Source organism: Halomarina rubra (assembly GCF_023699475.1).
In the GTDB taxonomy this organism is placed as follows: Archaea; Halobacteriota; Halobacteria; order Halobacteriales; family Haloarculaceae; genus Halomarina; species Halomarina rubra.
Genome location: NZ_JALXFV010000003.1, coordinates 76,364 through 94,971, shown reverse-complemented (window position 1 = coordinate 94,971; position 18,608 = coordinate 76,364). Strand labels below are relative to the sequence as shown.

The 18,608-nt window shown below is 68.9% G+C and carries 17 protein-coding genes (1 of these 17 cut by a window edge); 10 read left to right on the top strand and 7 right to left on the bottom strand.

The genetic code is table 11. The features are described 5' to 3' along the window. From M1L36_RS05655 to M1L36_RS05625, 7 genes are all read left to right on the top strand, one after another. Positions 1-2,067, top strand: partial view of an ATP-binding protein gene (locus M1L36_RS05655; RefSeq protein ID WP_250872754.1) — the 3' portion only. The gene continues 1,509 nt to the left of window position 1, outside the view; the window shows 2,067 of its 3,576 coding nt (coding positions 1,510-3,576); its start codon lies off the left edge, out of view; it ends in the stop codon at positions 2,065-2,067. Beyond that, complete coding sequence (locus tag M1L36_RS05650; RefSeq protein WP_250872753.1) at positions 2,064-2,708, top strand: chemotaxis protein CheC; 645 nt, start codon at positions 2,064-2,066, stop codon at positions 2,706-2,708. The genes M1L36_RS05655 and M1L36_RS05650 overlap by 4 nt, the downstream gene beginning before the upstream one ends. Next, the gene (locus tag M1L36_RS05645) at positions 2,705-3,979 is read left to right on the top strand and encodes a chemotaxis protein CheC (protein WP_250872752.1); all 1,275 of its coding nucleotides are present in this window, start codon (positions 2,705-2,707) and stop codon (positions 3,977-3,979) included. The genes M1L36_RS05650 and M1L36_RS05645 overlap by 4 nt, the downstream gene beginning before the upstream one ends. Continuing rightward, the gene (locus M1L36_RS05640; RefSeq protein WP_250872751.1) at positions 3,976-4,485 is read left to right on the top strand and encodes a chemotaxis protein CheD; all 510 of its coding nucleotides are present in this window, start codon (positions 3,976-3,978) and stop codon (positions 4,483-4,485) included. Before M1L36_RS05645 ends, M1L36_RS05640 begins: the two co-directional genes overlap by 4 nt. A 6-nt stretch (positions 4,486-4,491) precedes the next feature. Further along, on the top strand, positions 4,492-5,196 hold the full coding sequence (locus M1L36_RS05635; protein ID WP_250872750.1) for a MinD/ParA family ATP-binding protein: 705 nt from the start codon (positions 4,492-4,494) through the stop codon (positions 5,194-5,196). Between the two features lie 130 nt (positions 5,197-5,326). Beyond that, the gene (gene tuf / locus M1L36_RS05630; RefSeq protein WP_250872749.1) at positions 5,327-6,592 is read left to right on the top strand and encodes a translation elongation factor EF-1 subunit alpha; all 1,266 of its coding nucleotides are present in this window, start codon (positions 5,327-5,329) and stop codon (positions 6,590-6,592) included. A 124-nt stretch (positions 6,593-6,716) separates the two neighbouring features. Then, positions 6,717-7,526 carry a manganese catalase family protein gene (locus M1L36_RS05625; RefSeq protein WP_250872748.1) on the top strand — a complete coding sequence of 270 codons (810 nt, stop codon included), beginning with the start codon at positions 6,717-6,719 and terminating at the stop codon, positions 7,524-7,526. Between the two features lie 45 nt (positions 7,527-7,571). Here M1L36_RS05625 and M1L36_RS05620 read toward each other — a convergent pair whose 3' ends face one another. From M1L36_RS05620 to M1L36_RS05605, 4 genes are all read right to left on the bottom strand, one after another. Further along, positions 7,572-7,721 (bottom strand): hypothetical protein, encoded by a 150-nt coding sequence (locus M1L36_RS05620; RefSeq protein ID WP_250872747.1) that lies wholly within the window; start codon positions 7,719-7,721, stop codon positions 7,572-7,574. A 26-nt stretch (positions 7,722-7,747) separates the two neighbouring features. Continuing rightward, entirely contained in the window at positions 7,748-9,517 is a 1,770-nt protein-coding gene (locus M1L36_RS05615; RefSeq protein ID WP_250872746.1) for a right-handed parallel beta-helix repeat-containing protein, read from the bottom strand. Between the two features lie 78 nt (positions 9,518-9,595). Further along, entirely contained in the window at positions 9,596-10,717 is a 1,122-nt protein-coding gene (locus M1L36_RS05610) for a M24 family metallopeptidase (protein ID WP_250872745.1), read from the bottom strand. A gap of 223 nt (positions 10,718-10,940) precedes the next feature. Further along, positions 10,941-12,656: an alkaline phosphatase D family protein gene (locus tag M1L36_RS05605; protein ID WP_250872744.1), complete on the bottom strand. Its 1,716-nt coding sequence runs from the start codon at positions 12,654-12,656 to the stop codon at positions 10,941-10,943. A 190-nt stretch (positions 12,657-12,846) separates the two neighbouring features. Between M1L36_RS05605 and M1L36_RS05600 the strand changes: the two genes are divergently transcribed. Then, a complete protein-coding gene (locus M1L36_RS05600; RefSeq protein ID WP_250872743.1) occupies positions 12,847-13,131 on the top strand; it encodes a HalOD1 output domain-containing protein in 285 nt (94 codons plus the stop codon). A 504-nt stretch (positions 13,132-13,635) separates the two neighbouring features. Here the strand turns inward: M1L36_RS05600 and M1L36_RS05595 are convergent. Continuing rightward, positions 13,636-14,373 carry an HFX_2341 family transcriptional regulator domain-containing protein gene (locus M1L36_RS05595; protein WP_250872742.1) on the bottom strand — a complete coding sequence of 246 codons (738 nt, stop codon included), beginning with the start codon at positions 14,371-14,373 and terminating at the stop codon, positions 13,636-13,638. A gap of 126 nt (positions 14,374-14,499) precedes the next feature. Between M1L36_RS05595 and M1L36_RS05590 the strand changes: the two genes are divergently transcribed. After that, the gene (locus M1L36_RS05590; RefSeq protein ID WP_250872741.1) at positions 14,500-15,396 is read left to right on the top strand and encodes a beta propeller repeat protein; all 897 of its coding nucleotides are present in this window, start codon (positions 14,500-14,502) and stop codon (positions 15,394-15,396) included. 92 nt (positions 15,397-15,488) lie between these two features. Here M1L36_RS05590 and M1L36_RS05585 read toward each other — a convergent pair whose 3' ends face one another. Further along, entirely contained in the window at positions 15,489-16,490 is a 1,002-nt protein-coding gene (locus M1L36_RS05585) for a sialidase family protein (RefSeq protein ID WP_250872740.1), read from the bottom strand. A gap of 121 nt (positions 16,491-16,611) precedes the next feature. Here M1L36_RS05585 and M1L36_RS05580 point away from each other — a divergent pair, with 121 nt between their 5' ends. Beyond that, complete coding sequence (locus tag M1L36_RS05580; protein WP_250872739.1) at positions 16,612-16,869, top strand: hypothetical protein; 258 nt, start codon at positions 16,612-16,614, stop codon at positions 16,867-16,869. A 383-nt stretch (positions 16,870-17,252) separates the two neighbouring features. On the opposite strand, the gene M1L36_RS05575 is transcribed toward M1L36_RS05580, so the two are convergent. After that, positions 17,253-18,359: a DUF4397 domain-containing protein gene (locus M1L36_RS05575; RefSeq protein WP_250872738.1), complete on the bottom strand. Its 1,107-nt coding sequence runs from the start codon at positions 18,357-18,359 to the stop codon at positions 17,253-17,255. Positions 18,360-18,608 lie beyond the last annotated feature (249 nt).

The following is an 18,608-nucleotide window of genomic DNA, read 5'->3' as shown; positions in this document are numbered from 1 at the left end:
GGGGGGCCGGCCCCGGACGTCCCGGCGGTCGGTCCGACGCCGCCCGAACTGCCTGCGGACCTCACGTCCGCGGTCGAGGCGGCGAGCGGTCCGGTCGACGTGCCGGCCGTACCGGCCGACGAACCGCCGGCCACGGACGACGCGTCCGAGGAGACGGCCGCCCAGGAGACGCCAGCGGTCGACTACGCGGCGTTGGACTGGGGCGACCTCCAGCGCCACGCCGGCGAGCGCTCGGTCTACCGTCCCGGGATGACCCGCGACGCGGTCGAGACCGCACTCGACGCGCTCGACGCGGGGATGGGGACGGAGGCGGCCATCGAGGCGGCGGCCGTCGAAGTCGCCGACGCGACCGAACCCTCCGAGGAGGCCGACACCTCCGAGGAGACCGAGGCCACGGACGGACCGACGACGCCGGAACCGCCGGCTCACCCCGAGGGCCTCACCGCGGCGGTGACCGCCGCGGAGGGGCCGGCTCCGGACGTCCCGGCGGTCGGTCCGACGCCACCGGAACTGCCTGCGGACCTCACGTCCGCGGTCGAGGCGGCGAGCGGTCCGGTCGACGTGCCGGCAGTGCCGGCCGACGACCTGTCGGCCGCGACGCCCGCCGACGAGGCGGAACCGGAACTCGACGCGGACGTCGAGGACCTGCTGTCGGACGACGGGTTCGACGACCTCGCGGCGAGCGACGAGGCGGACGAGGAACCGGAACTCGACGCGGACGTCGACGAACTGCTCGACGCCTCGTTCGAGGAGCGCGAGTCGGACGTCGAGTTCGCCCGCGACACGGCGACCGAGGCGTTCGAGAGTCGGTTCGGACAGCTGTTCGGCGACGACGAGGCGGCCGTCACCCGGACGGTCACCTCCCTCGCCGACAGTTCGGTCGCCGACGCGTTCGCGGACCCGGCCGACGAGCGCGGGCGCGTCGACCGCGACCGCGTCCAGTCCATCACGGTCGACGTGGAGAACGCGGAGGCGCTGCTGTCGATGGTCGAGGAGCTGACCACGACCCGCTACCGACTCGAAGGGTCGCTCGGCGTCTCGCGCGACGAGGACACCGTCGACGCGCTGTCGCGACTCCAGTCGGTCACGGCGAACCTCCGTCGGACCGTCATGGACCTGCGACTGATGCCGTTCGAGACGGCGACCCGCGACCTCCAGCGCCTCGTGCGTGACACCGCCCGAGCGCAGGACAAACGCGTCGCGCTCGACGTGAGCGGTCGCGAGGTCGGTCTCGACCGGTCGGTCATCGACCGACTCGGCTCGCCGTTGGTCCACGTCGTCCGCAACGCCGTCGACCACGGTATCGAGTCCCCCGAGGCCCGCGAGGCCACCGGGAAGGACCCGGAGGGGACCGTCGAGGTGCGTGCCGAACGCGCCCGCGACGGTGTCGTCATCGAGATCGAGGACGACGGCCGTGGCATCGACGTCGACGCCGTGCGACAGCGTGTCGTCGACAACGACCTGCTGAGCGCCGAGGAGGCCGCCGAACTCCCCGCAGACGAACTGTTCCCGTACGTGTTCGAGGCGGGCTTCTCGACGGCCGAGGAGGTGACCGACGTCAGCGGTCGCGGCGTCGGCATGGACGTCGTCGACCGCGTCACCTCCGACCTCGGTGGCAGCGTCGAGGTCGAGAGTACGCCCGGCGAGGGGACGACCGTCCGCCTGCGACTGCCCATCACCGTGGCCGTCGCGGAGGTCATGTTCGTCCAGTCGGGCGAGGAGCGCTACGGCATCCCGCTGACCGCCATCGAGGAGGTCGAACCGGCGTCGCTGCGCGACACCACCGACGGCGAACAGCACGTCGCCCTCGACGGGTCGGACGAGTACCCGCTCGTCCGCATCGAGGAGGCGCTCTCCACCCCCGGCTCCCACGAGGAGCAGGGCGTGGCGGTTCGCCTCCGACCCGAGACGCGACGGGCGGCGTTACACTGTGACCGGGTCGTCGAGACCCGCGAGGTCGTCATCCGTCCGTTCGAGGGGCCGCTCGGCGAGGTGCCGGGCGTCAGCGGCGCGACGCTGCTGGGTGACGGTGAGCTAGTGAACATCATCGACGTGGCAACGATATGAGCAAGACGAGCAATCCCAACCGACCGAGCCAGCGCCACCAGATCGACATGAAGTCGCTGGCGGTGCTCAACCGGCTCGGCGACATCGGCATCGGCGGTATCGAACAGCGCCTCCAGGGGCTGAAACACGACGCGAACGTCGTCTCCGAACAGGTCGCACACGGCTTCGCCCGGCGGGACCTGCTCGACGTGACGTTCGAGGACACCGAACGCGTCGGCGTGAAGATGAAACTGCCCGGCGCGCCGTTCGGGTTCGCCGTCGTCTGGTTCCCGATGGCGAGCGCGAACAACGCCGCCCGGATGATGCTACAGGAGGGGCTCGCACCGGGCGAGACGCCGAGTCACAAGATGGCCCGCAGCGCCATCACCGAACTCGGCGCGATGGTGGCCGCCGGGTTCGTCGACGCGTGGGCCGACACGTTCGAACAGGAGATCGACGTCGGCGCACCGTCGCCCGTCCAGGCGACCGAACAGGCGCTGGTCAACACCGTCCTCGACGAGGGTGAGGACCTGGGGCTGTACGTCTCCTCGGCGGTTCGACTGCCGGCGTACGACATCAGCCTCAACGTGCTGTTGTTCCCGCGCAACGCGGTGATGCTCAAGATCCTCGACCGTATCGACGTCCGGAGAGTCCGGCCATGATGCTGGACGTGGAGGCGCTCGGCACCTTCTACGAGATGGCTCGTGAGGGTGCCGAACTCGCCGCCGGTCGGCTGACGCCGATGACGGACATCCAGACGCGCGTCGGCGTGACGCGCCTGGACTTCACGACCGGACCCGCCATCCGCGCAGAACTCGACGACGACGTGCGGAAGGTCGGTATCCGCGTCGAACTGTCGGAGGGCGTCGAGGGCACCTCGCTGTTGCTGTTCGACGAGGACAGCGCCCGCGAGGTCGCCGCGACGCTCACCGCGGACATGGACGAGGAGAACCTGACCCAGAGCGCGGTCGCCGAGGTCAGCCAGATCATGAACAGCGGCTTCGTCGACGGCTGGGCGGACGTGCTCCAGACCGAGATCGACGTCTCGACGCCGGAGTACGTCGACGGCACCAGTCCCGACGCGTTCCTCGACGCCGACGACGTCGCGCCCGCGGACGAACTGGCGCTCGTCTTCCGCAGTCAGATAGAGGCCGTCGGCACCGAGTTCGCGTTTAAACACTACTTCATGCCCGAGCGCGACTCCATCGAGGCGCTGTTCGAGCGCCGGACGGCGGGCTACTCCCTGGAGTACGAGAAGCTAGTCGGCTTCGACCGGATGGCCCACCGCGGCGCGGAGACCGTCGCCGAGAACCTGACGAAGATGACGGGCATCGACATGGACGTCGACATCCGGCGCATCAACTTCGTCTCGCTCGACGCCATCCCGGAGGACGTGCCCGCCGAACCGCAGGTCAGCGTCGCGTTCAGCTTCGACGGCCTGCCGTCGGGCTACCTGCTGTTCCTGTTCAGCGAGCGCTCGGCCAACCAACTGGTCGAGGCGACCGTCGGCGAGTCGACCGACGGCGAGGGCCTCAGCGCGATGGGACAGGACGCGGTCCAGGAGCTGTCGAACATCATGGCGTCGGGGCTGCTCGACGGGTGGGCGAACCTACTCGACACCACCATCGACCACACGACGCCGACGTTCGCCCACGACATGGGTCCCGCAGTGGTCGACCCGCTCATCGTCGGGCTCTCGGAGGGCCAGGAGTTCGCGTTCGTCTTCGACACGCGACTGAAGGCGGTCGACACGGAGTTCGACCTCGACATCTACGCCATCCCGAACGAGACGGACCTCGAAGCCGCGCTCGAACGCCTCGACGTGACGAACGTCGAGTCCGTCCAGGTGCAAGCGGAGTTCACCGCCGCGCAGGGCGGGCCGAACTCCGACGACCTCCAGGAGATCGGCGACATCGAGGGGGTGGACCTGTGAAGACGTTCGCGTCGGGCTCCGACGACACCGCGGGTCCCGAACGGCTGCTCGTCGGCGTCTCGAACTACGTCGTCGGGACGGGCGAGCAGACGCTCGTCGCCTACGGTCTCGGTGCGTGCGTCTCGGTCGTCCTCTACGACGAGGCGGCGGGTGTGGGTGGGGTGACCCACGCGATGCTCCCGAGACAGCCCGCAAGCGGCGGTGCGCCCGGCAAGTACGTCGACGCGGCCGTCGAGTCGCTGCTGCGTGAGATGGTCGGCACGGGTGCCGGCTTCGGCGACGTGGAGGCGACCATCGTCGGTGGTGCGACCATCTTCGAGTTGCAGAACCTCGCGGCGGGGGCCGGCGCACGGAACGTCGAGGCCGCCCGCGACCAACTCGACTCGTTGGAGGTGCCGGTCGTCGCCGAAGCGGTCGGCGGCGACGTCGGTCGGACGGTCGAACTCGACGTGGCGACGGGCCGGGTCACGGTGTCGACCGCCGACGGCGAGACGGAGGCGCTGTAAAGGGCCATGGGGGGCGACGGGCGCGTCTACACCGTCACGAGCGCGAAGGGGGGTGTGGGGAAGTCGACGACGGCGGCGAACCTCGGGGCGATGTTCGGCGCGAGCAACCGCGAGACGGTCGTCGTCGACGCCGACCTCGCGACGCCGGCGCTCACCTCGCACCTCGACTGTTCTTCGAGTCCCTCGTTGCACGACGTGCTCGCGGGGGAGACCGAGGTCGACGAGGCACTCGTCGAGCACGTCGGGTTCGACGTCCTGCCCGGAACGCCCGGCGCGGCGGCGTTCGCCGGCGTCGACATCGCTCGCTTGCGCCCCGTCGTCGGGACGCTCCGCGAGCGCTACGACGTCGTCGTCGTCGACGGCGGACCGGGGTTGAGCCACGACACGGTCGTCCCGATGCAGTTGGCCGACCGCGTGTTGCTCGCGACGACGCCCGACGAGGCGTCGGTCGAGGCCGCCGCGACGACGGCGGAGGTCGCCGAACGCGTCGACGCTCGCGTCGAGGGCTGTGTGGTGGTGAAGGTGACCGACCGCGACCAACTGGACGACGTGCGCCGACGCCTCGACGCCCCCATCGCGGCGGCCGTCCCGCGCGACGACGCCGTCCCGCGGAGCCAGGACCTCGGCAAGCCGGTGGTCGTCGCCGCGCCCTCGGCCCCGGCCGCGAAGGCGTACTGGGCGCTCGCAGGGCGGCGTCCCGAGACCGACTGAGTTCGGCGTCGAACAGTCCGGGTTCCGACCGGTCCGGTCCGGTGAAGGTGTCAATAGAGGGCACAATCGTTTTGACCGCTGCTTGGTAACTACTTCCAATCAGCGCGCCGTCGGCGCGCGTGACACCACCATGGCAGACAAACCGCACCAGAACCTGGCCGTCATCGGCCACGTCGACCACGGGAAGAGCACGCTCGTCGGCCGTCTCCTGTTCGAGACCGGGAACGTCCCCGAGCACGTCATCGAGCAGTACCGCGAGGAAGCAGAGGAGAAGGGGAAAGGCGGGTTCGAGTTCGCCTACGTGATGGACAACCTCGCCGAGGAGCGCGAACGCGGGGTCACCATCGACATAGCCCACCAGCGATTCGACACCGACGAGTACTACTTCACCATCGTCGACACACCGGGTCACCGCGACTTCGTGAAGAACATGATCACGGGCGCGAGCCAGGCCGACCACGCCGTACTGGTGGTCGCCGCCGACGACGGTGTCGCCCCGCAGACCCGAGAGCACGTCTTCCTCGCCCGCACGCTGGGCATCGGCGAACTCATCGTCGCGGTCAACAAGATGGACCTCGTCGACTACAGCGAGGACACCTACGGAGAGGTGAAAGCGGACGTCCAGAAACTGCTCCAGCAGGTCCGCTTCCGCTCGGAGGACGCCAGCTTCATCCCGTGTTCGGCGTTCGAGGGCGACAACATCGCCGAGCGGACCGGCAACATGCCGTGGTACGACGGCCCCATCATCCTCGAGGCGCTCAACAGCCTGCCCGAGCCTCAGCCGCCGACGGACGCGCCGCTCAGACTCCCCATCCAGGACGTCTACACCATCTCCGGCATCGGGACGGTCCCGGTCGGCCGCGTCGAGACGGGGACGCTCAACGTCGGGACGAACGTCTCGTTCCAGCCCTCGGACGTGAGCGGCGAGGTGAAGACCATCGAGATGCACCACGAGGAGGTCCCGGAAGCGGGGCCGGGCGACAACGTCGGGTTCAACGTCCGCGGCATCGGCAAGGACGACATCCGCCGCGGTGACGTCTGTGGGCCGGCCGACGACCCGCCGACGGTCGCCGAGACGTTCCAGGCCCAGATCGTCGTGATGCAACACCCCAGCGTCATCACCGCCGGGTACACGCCGGTCATCCACGCCCACACCGCGCAGGTCGCCTGCACGTTCGAGTCGCTCGACCAGAAGATCGACCCCGCGTCGGGCGAGGTGAGCGAGGAGAACCCGGACTTCGTCAAGTCCGGCGACGCCGCCGTCGTGACTCTGCGCCCGCAGAAACCGCTCAGCATCGAGCCGTCGGGCGAAATCGCGGAACTCGGCAGCTTCGCCATCCGCGACATGGGCCAGACCATCGCCGCCGGGAAGGTCCTGAGCGTGAACGAGCGCTGAAGACACTCGACTTTTCTGCCGTTACGGGGGTGCGTAGTGACGTTGCGACCGCATGCCGTTCATACCCGCACTGCGGGGGCAAGCGACGGCACTTCCTCTCACTCGCGTGTCGCATTCGTCGACCATGTTCTACCACGAAGACACGCTCCAGTACGAGGTCGAGGTCGAGGAGCCGGACCCGCAGTTCGCGAAGATGCTCCAGCAGGCTATCGGTGGCGCGGAAGGCGAGATGCGCGTCGCGCTCCAGTACATGTTCCAGGCGTTCGCGGTCCCGCGCGAACACGAGGAGTACCGGACGCTGCTGATGGAGACGGCCGTCGAGGAGCTGGGCCACATCGAGATGCTCGCTACCGCCGTCACGAAGAACCTCGAAGGCGCACCCGAGGCGACCCGCGAAGCCGCCCGCGAGGACGCGGTCATCGACGCGATGATGAGCCACGGCCAGCCTCGGCAGGCGCTGTCGGCGGGGCTCCACGCGATGCCCGTCGACAGCAACGGCGTCCCGTTCACGGGCAACTACGTCGTCGCCAGCGGCAACCTCGCGGCGGACCTCTACGCGAACATCATGGCGGAGTCGACGGGGCGACTGCTCGCGACCCGCCTCTACGAGATGACCGACGACCCCGGGATGGAGGACATGCTGTCGTACATGATCGCCCGCGACACGATGCACCAGAACCAGTGGCACGCGGCCGTCGACTCGCTGGGCGAGCACCTGCCGGTCCCGGCGAGCTTCCCTCAGGAGAAGGAGAACCAGGAGTACAGCTACACGTTCATGTCCACGTTCGACGAGGAGCGTCCGGACCCCGAGATGCCGTGGACTCGGGGCGAGACCCCCGACGGGAACGGCGAGTTCGACTACGGCCGACAGCCCGGAAACGGGTTCGCCGACGTCGAGGCGATGCTCGAGGAGATGCACAACGAGGTGAACTGAGGTCTCGGGAGGTCCCGAAGAGTCCGTGGTCGCTCTCCCGACGGGTCAGAACAGCCGTCGCGTGAGCAAGAGGAGTCCGACGACGAGCAGTCCGATGCCCCAGTACAGCGAGTCGCCGGGCGCGTAGATGAGCGCGAGCGTGACGATTCCGGAGGTGAACAGCGACCAGCCGAGCGTGTCGGTGATGCCTGCCATGGCTGGTGGTTCTCGGGGCGGTCGGGTCAGTCCGCGGCCTGCCTCTGCGTCGGCGCGAGCGAGACCGCGGGGGTGAGCGACCGGGCGTCGCTCGCGTTCGCGTCCGCACCCGACGGCAGGTCGACGGTCACCGTGTAGGTTCCGGGGCCGTACGTGGCCGTCTCGAAGTCGACGAGGCGCTGTTCGCTGGCGTTGGCACGGCTCCACCCCGGCCCGGGCTTCTCGTAGCTCGCCAGCGTCAACTGGAGTTCACAGCCGTCGGCGACGGTGAACCGCATCGACACGGTCGGCTCCCCGAACCCGGGACCGGCCGACCGGACGACGACGCACTCCGCGACCGCCGGGTCGAGCGCGTCGGGGGGCGCGAGCGAGGAGCGGTCGAAGTCGCCCTGACCGTCCTCGACCGTTCCGTGGATGTACTCGACGAGTCGTGACTGGTCGTCGTAGAACCCGTCGCTGTCGGGCGCCCCGAACTGCTCGATGACCGGCCCGGCGGCGAGGTCGACCTGGAAGTAGGTGACGTTGGCCTCCGGTTCTGGCTCCGGTTCCGGTTCTGGCTCCGGTTTCGGTTCCGGTTCTGGCTCTGGTTTCGGGTCGGACCCGTCGCTCTCGGTGAGGAACGGGTCGAACCGGACGTTCGAGACGCCGGGCGTGTCGCCCTCGCTGACGGCGTCACCCGAGCCGTCGGCCAGCGCGCCCGTCACCGGGTCGGCGAACGGGGCGTCGCTGTCGTTCGCGGGGGCGCTCGACGGTCCGTCGGCCGCGCCCCAGTCGTTGTTCCGAGCGTCGAGGACGAGGGCCTGCCCGATGACCTGTACCCCGAACTCGTCGTTCCCGGCGATGTGGTTCCCCCGGAGTCGGACGTCGTCGAGGTCGCTGGCGAACTCCACCAGCACGCCGACGCGGTTGTCGGTGATGCGGTTGTCGCGGACGTCGACGTCGTAGACGCCGCCGACCGACTCGACGGGAACCACCGCGATACCGACGTCGTTGTCGCGGACGTCGTTGCCGGCGACGGTGCCGCGGGCCGCGAGGTACTCGATACCGGTCTCGGCTCCCGCGACGTGGTTGTCCCGGACGTCGACGTCGATACTCCCCTCGACGACGTTGATGCCCTCGGTCCCGTTCGTTCGGATGTCGTTCCGAGCGACGAGGACGTCCCGGGTCGTCCCGCTGACGCTACTGATCGAGACGGCACGGCTGGTCTCGTCGCCACCGAGGTCGAACTCGTTGTCGACGATTCGGGCACGCTGGACGCGTTCGTCGAGATAGACGCCGGTCTCACCGTCGAACGTGTTGTTCGCGACGGTGACGTCGAAGCCCTGCTCGCCGAACCTGACGCCCTCGCCACCGAGGCGGTTGTCCGTGATGGAGACGTTACTGAAGAACTGAGCGAGGACGCCTCCCTCGAGGTCGCTGTCGGTGACGACGACGTCGGTCAGCGCGAGGCTGGTGACCGCGTCGGCGGTCACGTCGCGCAGCGCGACACGTCTGGCGTCGAAGTAGTTGTCGTCGTTGTCGAGGGTGACGTCACCGTCGATGGCGAACCCGTTCCCGTCGATGGAGACGTTGCTGACCTGCACCCGCAGACAGACGCCGTCCGGGTCGTCGGTACCGATGTCGCTCCCGAGAACGTACGCGCCCGGTTCGGTGATGGCGGTACACTCCGTGATGGTCGTCGGGCCGTCTTGGGCGAGCGCCGCCGTCGCGGACGGAAGCTGGACGAGGCCCGCGACGCCGCCTGTGACGACGACGAGGACGAGCGCACAGCCGAGAAGTGTGGCACGTGTGGACATGGTTCGTCCCCCTGTCCACTCGTCACCGCTTCGTTATGTCCTATCGTCCCGACCAAAATCACCACTTACCGAGGACTGTCAGTCGAAGCGGCCGGACGGTCGACAGCGCCAGCCGCGGTCGGTGTGGTTCAGTCGTTCGCAGCCGTCGTCGGTGACGACGACGAGGTCCTCGATGCGAACGCCGAACTCCCCGGGGAGGTAGACCCCCGGCTCTATCGAGAACACCATCCCCGGTTCCAGTTCGCGGTCGTTCCCCGCGACGATGTACGGCTCTTCGTGGACGTCGAGACCGACGCCGTGGCCGGTCCGGTGGACGAACTGCTCGCCGTAGCCAGCGGCCTCGATGACCTCGCGGGCCGCGGCGTCGACCGCCTCGCAGGTGACGCCCGGCGCGACGGCGTCGACGGCGGCCTGCTGGGCCTCCCGGACGACGACGTGGACCTCTTCGAACTGCTCGGGTGGCTCGCCGTCGAACACGACCGTCCGGGTCTGGTCGCTGGGGTACCGGTCCACGACGGTCCCGAAGTCCAGCACGACGGGGTCGCCCGCCTCGACCTCGCGGTCGCCGTGGGTGTGGTGGGGCATCGCCCCGTTCGGCCCCGACCCGGTGATGGTCTCGAAGGAGACGCCCTTGCCGCCTGCGGCCGCCAGTTCGCGTTCGACGACGGCCGCGAGTTCGTCCTCGGTCATCCCGACGGCCTCGTCGCCGAGCGCGCGTACGGCCTCGACCGCCTCGTCGGCCGCCTCGCCGGCCCGTCGGAGCGCGTCGAGTTCCGCCTCGTCCTTCCGTACTCGCAGGGGGCCGAGCACCTCGCTCGCCAGTCCCATCTCGCAGTCGTGGACCGCCGCGAGGTCCTGGGTGAACCGTGCGTGCATGGTGTCGTCGACGAGCAGGCGGTCGCCCAGGTCGAGGTCGGCGAGGACGGCGGCCAACTCCTCGCGAGGGTCGTCGTCGTCGGCCCAGGTTCGGACGTCGGGGACCCACGACGTCTCGCGGATCTGCTCGCCGTACAGGTCGGGAACGAAGAAGACGGGGTCGCCCGAGCGGGGGACGAACAACAGCAGGTGGCGCTCGCCGGGGTGTTCCTCGAACCCGCTCAGGTAGGTGAGGTCGTGACTCGGGAACAGGACGAGGTCGGCGTCGTGGTCGCGGAGTCGCTCCTGGGCGGCGCGGGTGCGCTCCTCGAAGACGGTGGTCATGTCCTCGGGTTCCGTCGGTTCCGGATTAAGTGATACGGGCGAGGTGGAGATGTCGACGAGGACTGTTCAGCCGGAGATACTGAGGTCTCGAAAGCCCCCGAGTTCTGCGCTCGCGCGACTCGCTGCGCGCTTCGCTCGCTAGTGCTCGCTCCAGTGCTCGTGTCGTCGTGCAACGCGCAGAACACGGTCCCTTTCAGTCCGCCCGTGGGGACCGTCGAGACGGCTACTCCTCCCGTCCCCGGCGTTCGTCGGTGACGTTCCGCAGTTCCACCTCGCCGTCGGGCACCTCGAAGGCGACGAGCAGTTCGCGCTTGGGGTCCTCGGGCGTCTCCTTGTCGACGGCGTAGCCGAGGTAGGTACAGGAGTCGCGGGTGAACTCGACGACCGAGTAGCCCCAGCGATGGGCGTTGACGTACTCCAGGTGCGGGTTCATCAGGCTCACCAGCTTCGTGAGGAGGGGTTCGGTGAGCTTCGCGCGCAGACCACGAGAGAGGCCGATGGCCTCGGCGACGTTGAGACTGGTCGTCGGCGGGGCCATGAACTCGACGCCGAGGCGGTCGCCGGGGCCGTCCCCGAGCACCGCGTAGTCGGTCTGCTTGTAGCCCGCGAGGAAGGCGTGCATGTCGCCGGTGAGCGTGACGAGGTTGCGCGGCGGGTCGGCGGCGATGGCGCGGGTGAGCCGTCGGCGTTCGCGGGTGTAGCCGTCCCAGCCGCCCTGAACGGGGAACAGCGAGGCGCGACCGGCACCCATCCGGAACGGGATGGTGAGCACCTCGTCGGCCCACACCGTCCAGCGCGCGCTCGACTCGGTGAGGCGGTCGAGCAGCCACGCGCGCTGTGGGTAGCCGAGCATCGTCCGGCCGGGCGGTTCGCGGTCGGGGTCGACCGCCCGCCGGGTCGGGAGCGTCTCGCGGGGCGGCGAGCGATACAGGCGCTCGTCGGTGAGCGTCAGGTCGACGAGGTCGCCGAACGGGACCGAGCGCCACAGCTGGAAGCGCTCGTGGAGGTGTTCGGCGTCGGGGTCGTACTGGAGGCGCGCGGGCATGTACTCCCACCACGCGTGGAGCGCGTCGGCGACCAACTGGGTCATGAACTCCGGGTCGTTACTCCTGGGGTGGTCGCCGGCGGGCGCGCCCGTCTCGGGGTCCCAGTAGACGTCGTTGACGAGTTCGTGGTCGTCCCACGCGGGGATGAACGTGTGGCGCTCCTGGAGGCGCTGGAGGTGCTCGTCGTCGCGGTACGCTCGGTAGATGGCGCGGTAGTCGTCGACGTCGCGCACCCGGTCGTGGCCGTTGGGGAGCGTCAGGTCCCGGTCGGGGTACGACCGACTGCCGAGTCCCTTGAAACAGTCGCTCGCCGACTCGTAGATGAAGTCGCCGACGTGGAGGACGAAGTCGAGGTCCGCCGCGGCGACGTGGTCGAGCGCGCCGTAGTAGCCGAGCACGTAGTTCTGACACGCCAGCACGCCGAGACGAAGCGAGTCCGGCGACGAGTCGGGGTCGGGGAGGGTCCGACAGCGGCCGGTCCGGGAGGCGACGCCGTCGTGGACGAATCGGTAGCAGTACTCGGTGTCGGGCGCGAGGTGGCCGTCGAGGTCGACCTTCAGCGTGTGGTCGTGAGCGCGGACTCGCTCTGGACTGTCGACGACCCCGCGGAACGCGACGTCCTCGAAGGCGTCGTCGTGGGCGACCTCGACGCCCACCCCCTCGGCGGGGTCGTAGGCGTCGGGTGCGAGACGCGTCCAGAGGATGACGCCGGCCGGCGTGGGGCCGCCGCTGGCGACCGACTGGGGGAACGTCTCGCCGGCGTCGGCGTCGTCGGCGACGAACGCGTGGTCGACGGCGGTCGGTGCGCGCCCGCGGGCGAGGTCCGCGCCGGCGAGCAACGAGGCGAGTCGGTCGTGGTTCTCGACCGTTCGACGGCCGGCAGACCCTTCCATCTACTCGGACCGACGGCGCGGAGCGACGAACGGCTTACGGTGTGGCCGGACCGGTCGTGGGGTGGTCCGCGGCCGAGTCGCCCGCCGATGAGTGTGGTGGTGGTCTCTCTCGTCGGTGTGTCACTCTGTACCGTGTTAATCTATGTGCATATCCGGTGGTTTTATACACGTGTTGTCCTGCAGTCCGAATATGTCTCAGGGGACCGGACGACTTCCACCGAGTGTGGCCGTCATCGAGCAGGTGGCCACCGAAGAAGATGTTGACCCGATGCAGCTCGAACCACCGCTCAACGACGTCATCGACCCGGACGCGCTCGACGCGCTCTGTGCCGGCGAGTCGATGAACGGGTTCATCGTCTTCTCATACTGTGGCTACACCGTCACCGTCGACGCCACCGGTGGCGTCACGGTCGAGGAGCGGCCGTTCGACGCCAGCGTCGACACGCCCCAGCCGACGACGGCCATCTCCGACTGAGGGACTCTCGACGACTCGTTCTCGGAAAATCCACGCCGGAGAGCGTGCGGTGCGGCGCACGGAGGATGCGCCGCGCGGATGGAGGGCCGAAGCGTACGCGGTCAGGGGGACCGTCGCGTCCACACGTGGCCACCGGAGCCGTCCGGCGACCGGAGGCGCGAAGCGCCTGTCAGTCGCCGGATCACGTCCGGCTGCCAGTGGTGCACAGCACCACCCGGTCACAGCGGGGACGACTGACGTTCGCCGCGCGGCGTGCGAGCGAACTCGCACACGCCGACGACGCTGTCACGGGCAGCGACGTCGACGACCGCCTCGTCGGCGGGGTGCCCCTGTCGGGCACCATGTGTACCCTCTCCGCTTCGTGTATTCAGTACTGTCTCATGGGTAACCAGACCATCGATAGTATTCGAACCATCCATACTATCTGCACGACTGACTCGTCTCGCGGGCGGACTGTCGGTGCGTGCGGACGAGTACGGCGACGAGAACGTCGCGCGCCGGGGCTCAGAGCTTGTGGCGGAACGCCCGGAGCGCGTCGCGGCCGGTGTCGGTGAGCGTCACCTGCTTGCGTCGACCGACGCGCTCGACGTCGATGTAGCCGTCCTCGACCAGCGGGTCGACGACGTTCGCGTTCAACAGCGCGAACTTCGCCTTGTCGTTGGCCGGTTGGTTGTCGGCGATGAAGGAGAGACCCACCTCCTCGGCGTGGTCGATGAGGTGTTTCTTCTTGGCGGTGCGGTGGTCGGAGTTGGTCTCTTCGAGGAACGCCATCGTCGCCACCTGGTCGCGACTGGGCGACTCGATTGGGTAGGCGGGGAGCACCTCGTCGCCGGCGTAGCCGTAGCTCTGGCGCTCCTCGCGGTCGGCGTGGGCGTACCCCTCCGGGTGGACGTAGTACGGCGTCGCCTCGGTACACATGCAGGCGATGGCCGCCCCGACCGCCGACAGCTTCGACCCGCTGGAGACGTTCACCCGGACGATGTCGTCGGGGTGGTCGGCGGCCACCGTCGTCACCGCGCCGAGCACGTCGTAGATGTCCATGAGGTCGACCGTCCGCGTGCGGACCTCGCACTCCTCGTCGAGTTCGGTCTTCAACTCGTCGTGGTAGCTCGCGCGCTCTTCGGGGGGGCCGTCGTGTTCGAGCAGGTAGACCACGTCCACGCCGTACGCCCGCACCGGTTCGAGGATGCGGTCGTACTCGTAGCCCAGTGGGGCGATGTGGACCTCGTCGATGACGTGCACGCACTGGCGTTCGGGCGGAGTCGCTTATCCGTTTCCTCTGACACTGGCCGGCGACACTCCGCCGAGACTGTGAGTCGAGTCGGACGGTCGCCCGGGTTCATCCGCGTGGCGCGCCTCCCTCCGAGCATGTGGAAGTTCGACGGTCCGGACCCCGGGACGTGGGGGCGAGCGTCGGTGCCCGTCTCCGGAACGCTCTACGACGTCTGTGACAGCGCGAACGGCCCCGTCGTCGTCGGTACCGGCGGCGTCGTCCTCGGGCGAGCAGCAGAGGAGTGGGGCGTCGTCGTCGAGGACGGTCCCGCCGCTCGCGGGCAGACGCTCCGTACCGTGGACGCGACCAACGACGGCGAGCGCGTCTGGTTCGCCGGCGCAGGCGGCGCGCTCGGGTCGGTCGACCTGGCGACCGGCGAGCGGAGCGACCACTCGCACCCCGACGGGAGCGAGAACACGCTCTCGGCGCTCTGTATCGCCGGAGCGAGAGGGGACGAGAAACTGCTCGTCGCCGACGGTTCGGGCAACCTCCACGCCGGCGGCGTCGAGGACGACGAGGTGGACTGGGACGACCCGACGATGCCCACCGGCGGGACGGCGCTCGCTGCGCTCGCCGCCGACGGTCCACTGGGGTTCGGTGTCGACGGCGACGGCGACGTCTTCCGAACGACGCCCGACGGCTGGGAGTGCATCGGCATCGACGACGTCGACGGTTCGCTGACGAGTGTCGCCGCCCGCGACGACCGCCTGCTCGTGGGTGGTTCCGGGGGCCGCGTCTACGCCCACGAGGACGACTGGGTCCCGTTCGGCGTCGGCGAGGCGACCGTCCGGGCGGTCGACCACCGTGGCGATGAACTGCTCGCTGGCGGTGACAGCGCCCTGCTCGCGGTCGGGCGCGACGGCGACTGGGCGACCGTCGACCCCGACGGTGACGCGGCCATCCACGGCGTCGCGCTCACCGACCCCGCCGTGGCAGTCGGGGCGGGCGGCCTCCTCCTTGAACGGACGGCGACCGGCGACGCCGGTCGGTAACGGGCGGCGTGTTCTTCTGAGGCCTCTCCCAGCACGTGAGCGGCGGTCGTGAAAAGAGTCGGTCGGCGGGTCGTCGCCAGTCAGTCCGAGGTCTACGAGGGGGAGTTCCCGTCCCCATCGTGGTACTCGCCACGTCCTTCGAACTGGTCGCCGTCCTCGCTCGTCCCGGCCTGTCGCGCTTCCTCGCGGGGTCGTTCGAGCACCGTCGCGTCCGCACCGACGGCGACGTCCGGCTTCCCGAGGGCGACGTCGAACAGGTCCTCCTCGGTCGGGGCGTGGACCGCCTCCCAGCGGTCGCCCTCGACGCGCTCGTATATCTCGCCGCCGTTACCGAGCACGACCAGTTCGTCCTCGTAGGCGCTGAACGCGCGCAGCGAGGCGGTGTCGGTGACGCCGACGGGCGTCCAGTTCGCGTACGAGTCGTCGTAGCGGTAGATGCGCCCGTCGCCCGCCGCGACGTAGACGCGCCCTTTCTCGCCCGCGTAGATGTCGTAGAACTTCACCTGCGCGTCGCGGATGCCGATGCGCTCCCAGCCGTCTTTGGCGGTGGTCTTGAACACGTTGCCGCTGGTGTCGACGGCGTAGCCGATGCCGTCCGGTGACGCGCCGAGCGCGGCCATCGTCGAGCCAGCGCCCGCCGGTTTTCGGGCGATGCCCCAGTCGGCGTCGAACCCGTCCATCGTGAACGGGAGCACCTCGCCCGACCCGTTCGAGACGAGCGCCTTCTCGCTCCCGCGCGGGCCGGCGACGGTGATGGCCTCCCACGTCGAGGTCATCTCCTTGGGCATCGAGTAGTCGAACTTCCGGCGGCTCGTCACGTCGTAACAGCCCAGCGCGCCGGAGGACCCGGAGAACCAGACGCGCTCACCGTCGTCGGTGACCGCCAGCGCCCGCAGTTGGTTGTCCCGGGTGTGTGGCCCGCTGTCGAAGATCACCTCCCAGCCCTCGCCGCGGTCGGCGAGCATCGTCCCGCCGTCGCCGATGGCGAACGGACCGTCGGCGGTGCTGACGACGGCGAACAGGGTCTTCTCGAAGGGGACGTCGTCGACGACGCGCCACTCTGGTTCGTCGGAGTCGGGGCCGAGTTCCCACATTACGCTCTCCACTACGCCGCGTGGACGGATTAATATCGGAGAACGGACAGGTAGACGGACAGTCGAGCGAGACGGTCCCGTCCGGGGTGAGAGCTATGGCGGTGGCGGTCCGACTACCGGTATGACAGACGAGACGGCGAGGCCCCCCGACGCGCCGTCGTGGCTGGACGTGATGGAGGACGTGCTCGACGAGAACATCGAGGGTGAAGACGAGATTTCGGCGTCGCTCTCCGAGTTCACGCTCGACATCCCCGCCGAACTGGGCGAGGGGACGACCCACTACCGCTGGGGGTTCGACGGCGACGTCACCGTCCGCACCGAGGGCGTGCGCGCGACGCTCGCGGAGTGGCTCCACTACTGGGACAGCCGCGACGACTGACGGGGGGTCGGCCCTCCGGAGACCGTCCGTCGCGACGAGTCGACGACTCGGGAACTGGTTCGTGGCAGGTTGGTCACCGGCCGACGGCAACGGCCGGTGCCACGGATCCTTCACAAGGGAATGACAGACGGTAGCGACGGATCCATTCGGTGCTACGACGGAACTAAATAAGTCGGCTTGCGTAGTGGCAACAGTTGTCACGTCCTCGAATCCGTGAGTGTCTCCTGCCGCCGACGGGACCGCCCCGCCGTCGGCCCTTCGGGTCCGTCGAAACGCGAAGACGACGGTGTCGTCACTGGTCGGGAACCGTACTGGTCGTGGAACCGGTCGAAGAAAGTCGCGTGCAAGGTGTGTCGGCGGAGCCGACACGAATCGGTCCGCGCTCAGCCGAACAGCGGGGCCAGGGCCGAGGAGCCGTCCTCGGTGGTCGTCGTGTTGCCCTCTTCGGTGCCCTCCTCCGTCGTGCCGTCGTCCATCGTCATCGCGAGTTCGGGGTCGTCGATGGCGACGAACACTTCGAACGGCGCGTCGGCGGGTGCGTCTTCCATCACGTAGCCCGCGGCGAACGCGGTGTAGGGCGTGTCGGCCTCGACGGTCACGTCGACGCTCGCGACGACGGTCTCGGTGTCGTTCGCGGCGACGATGTCGAGCGTGTACTCACCGGCGGGTACCTCGACGTACTCCGGGTCGTCGCCGAAGCTAACGTTCTCGGCGAGGGCGGTGTCGGTGCCGCTGACGAGGACGCTCTCCTCACCCGCGTCGGGCGAGGCGTGGACGATGCGGACCGAGGCGTTGCCCGAGGCGTTCGTATCCTCGGTCTCGTTCATGCTCTCGGTCTCGGTCGCGTTCATGTCCGTGCCGTTCTCGGTCATGTTACCCGACTCCATCATCTCGTCCATCGTCCCGTCCTGGAGGACGAGCACGCTGAACGGTTCGGTGGCGTTCTCGCCGATCTCGCCGATGGCGGCGACGGTGTAGTTCGCCGCCTCGACGGTCACGTTCTCGGCGAAGACGACGTTGCTCTGGTTGCCGGCCTCGGTGATGGAGACGTTGTACTCACCGGGGGCGACCTCCGTGTACTCGCTGATGTTACCGTACTCCGCTCCCTCGAGGAACGTCTCGTTGTTCACGTAGACGTCCACCGCGGGCGCGTCGGGGGACATGTGCGCGACGCGGATGTTGGCCGTCCCGGTCGCGTTCATGTCGGTGCCGTTGTCGGTCGCTGTCCCGTTGTCCGTGGTCTCGTTGCCGGTGCCGACACCGTCGGTCGTCTCGTTGCCGGTCCCGACGCCGTCGGTGGTCTCACCGGCACCGTCGGTGGTCTCGCCGTCGAGGCCGTCAGTGGTCTCGCCGACACCGCCGTCGGTCGTGTTGTTCGACGGTCCGGCGCCACCGCAGCCAGCGATGGTGACCATGAGCGCGACGAGTGCGACGAAGACGACGCGGCGCGAACGGCCCGTCGTCAACCGAGTGAGTCTATCTGTTACCATACGGATGCTTGAGACGCTACATCAAGGGATAATCCCTGAAGGTCGTCCCATCCTCCCACTACTCTGTTGTACGACGATTGCACCGAGCAACAGTCCGTGTCACTCGGCAAGACGGCATTTATCGAGTGACCGTTCCAGCGAAGTTCCAGTCGAGTTTTCGTGTCCGAACGGGACCGTCACCCTACCATTACTGTCAAACGAGTGAGGATTTTCAGCCCCGTGTAACTGCCGAACGCTGGGGATTCGTCG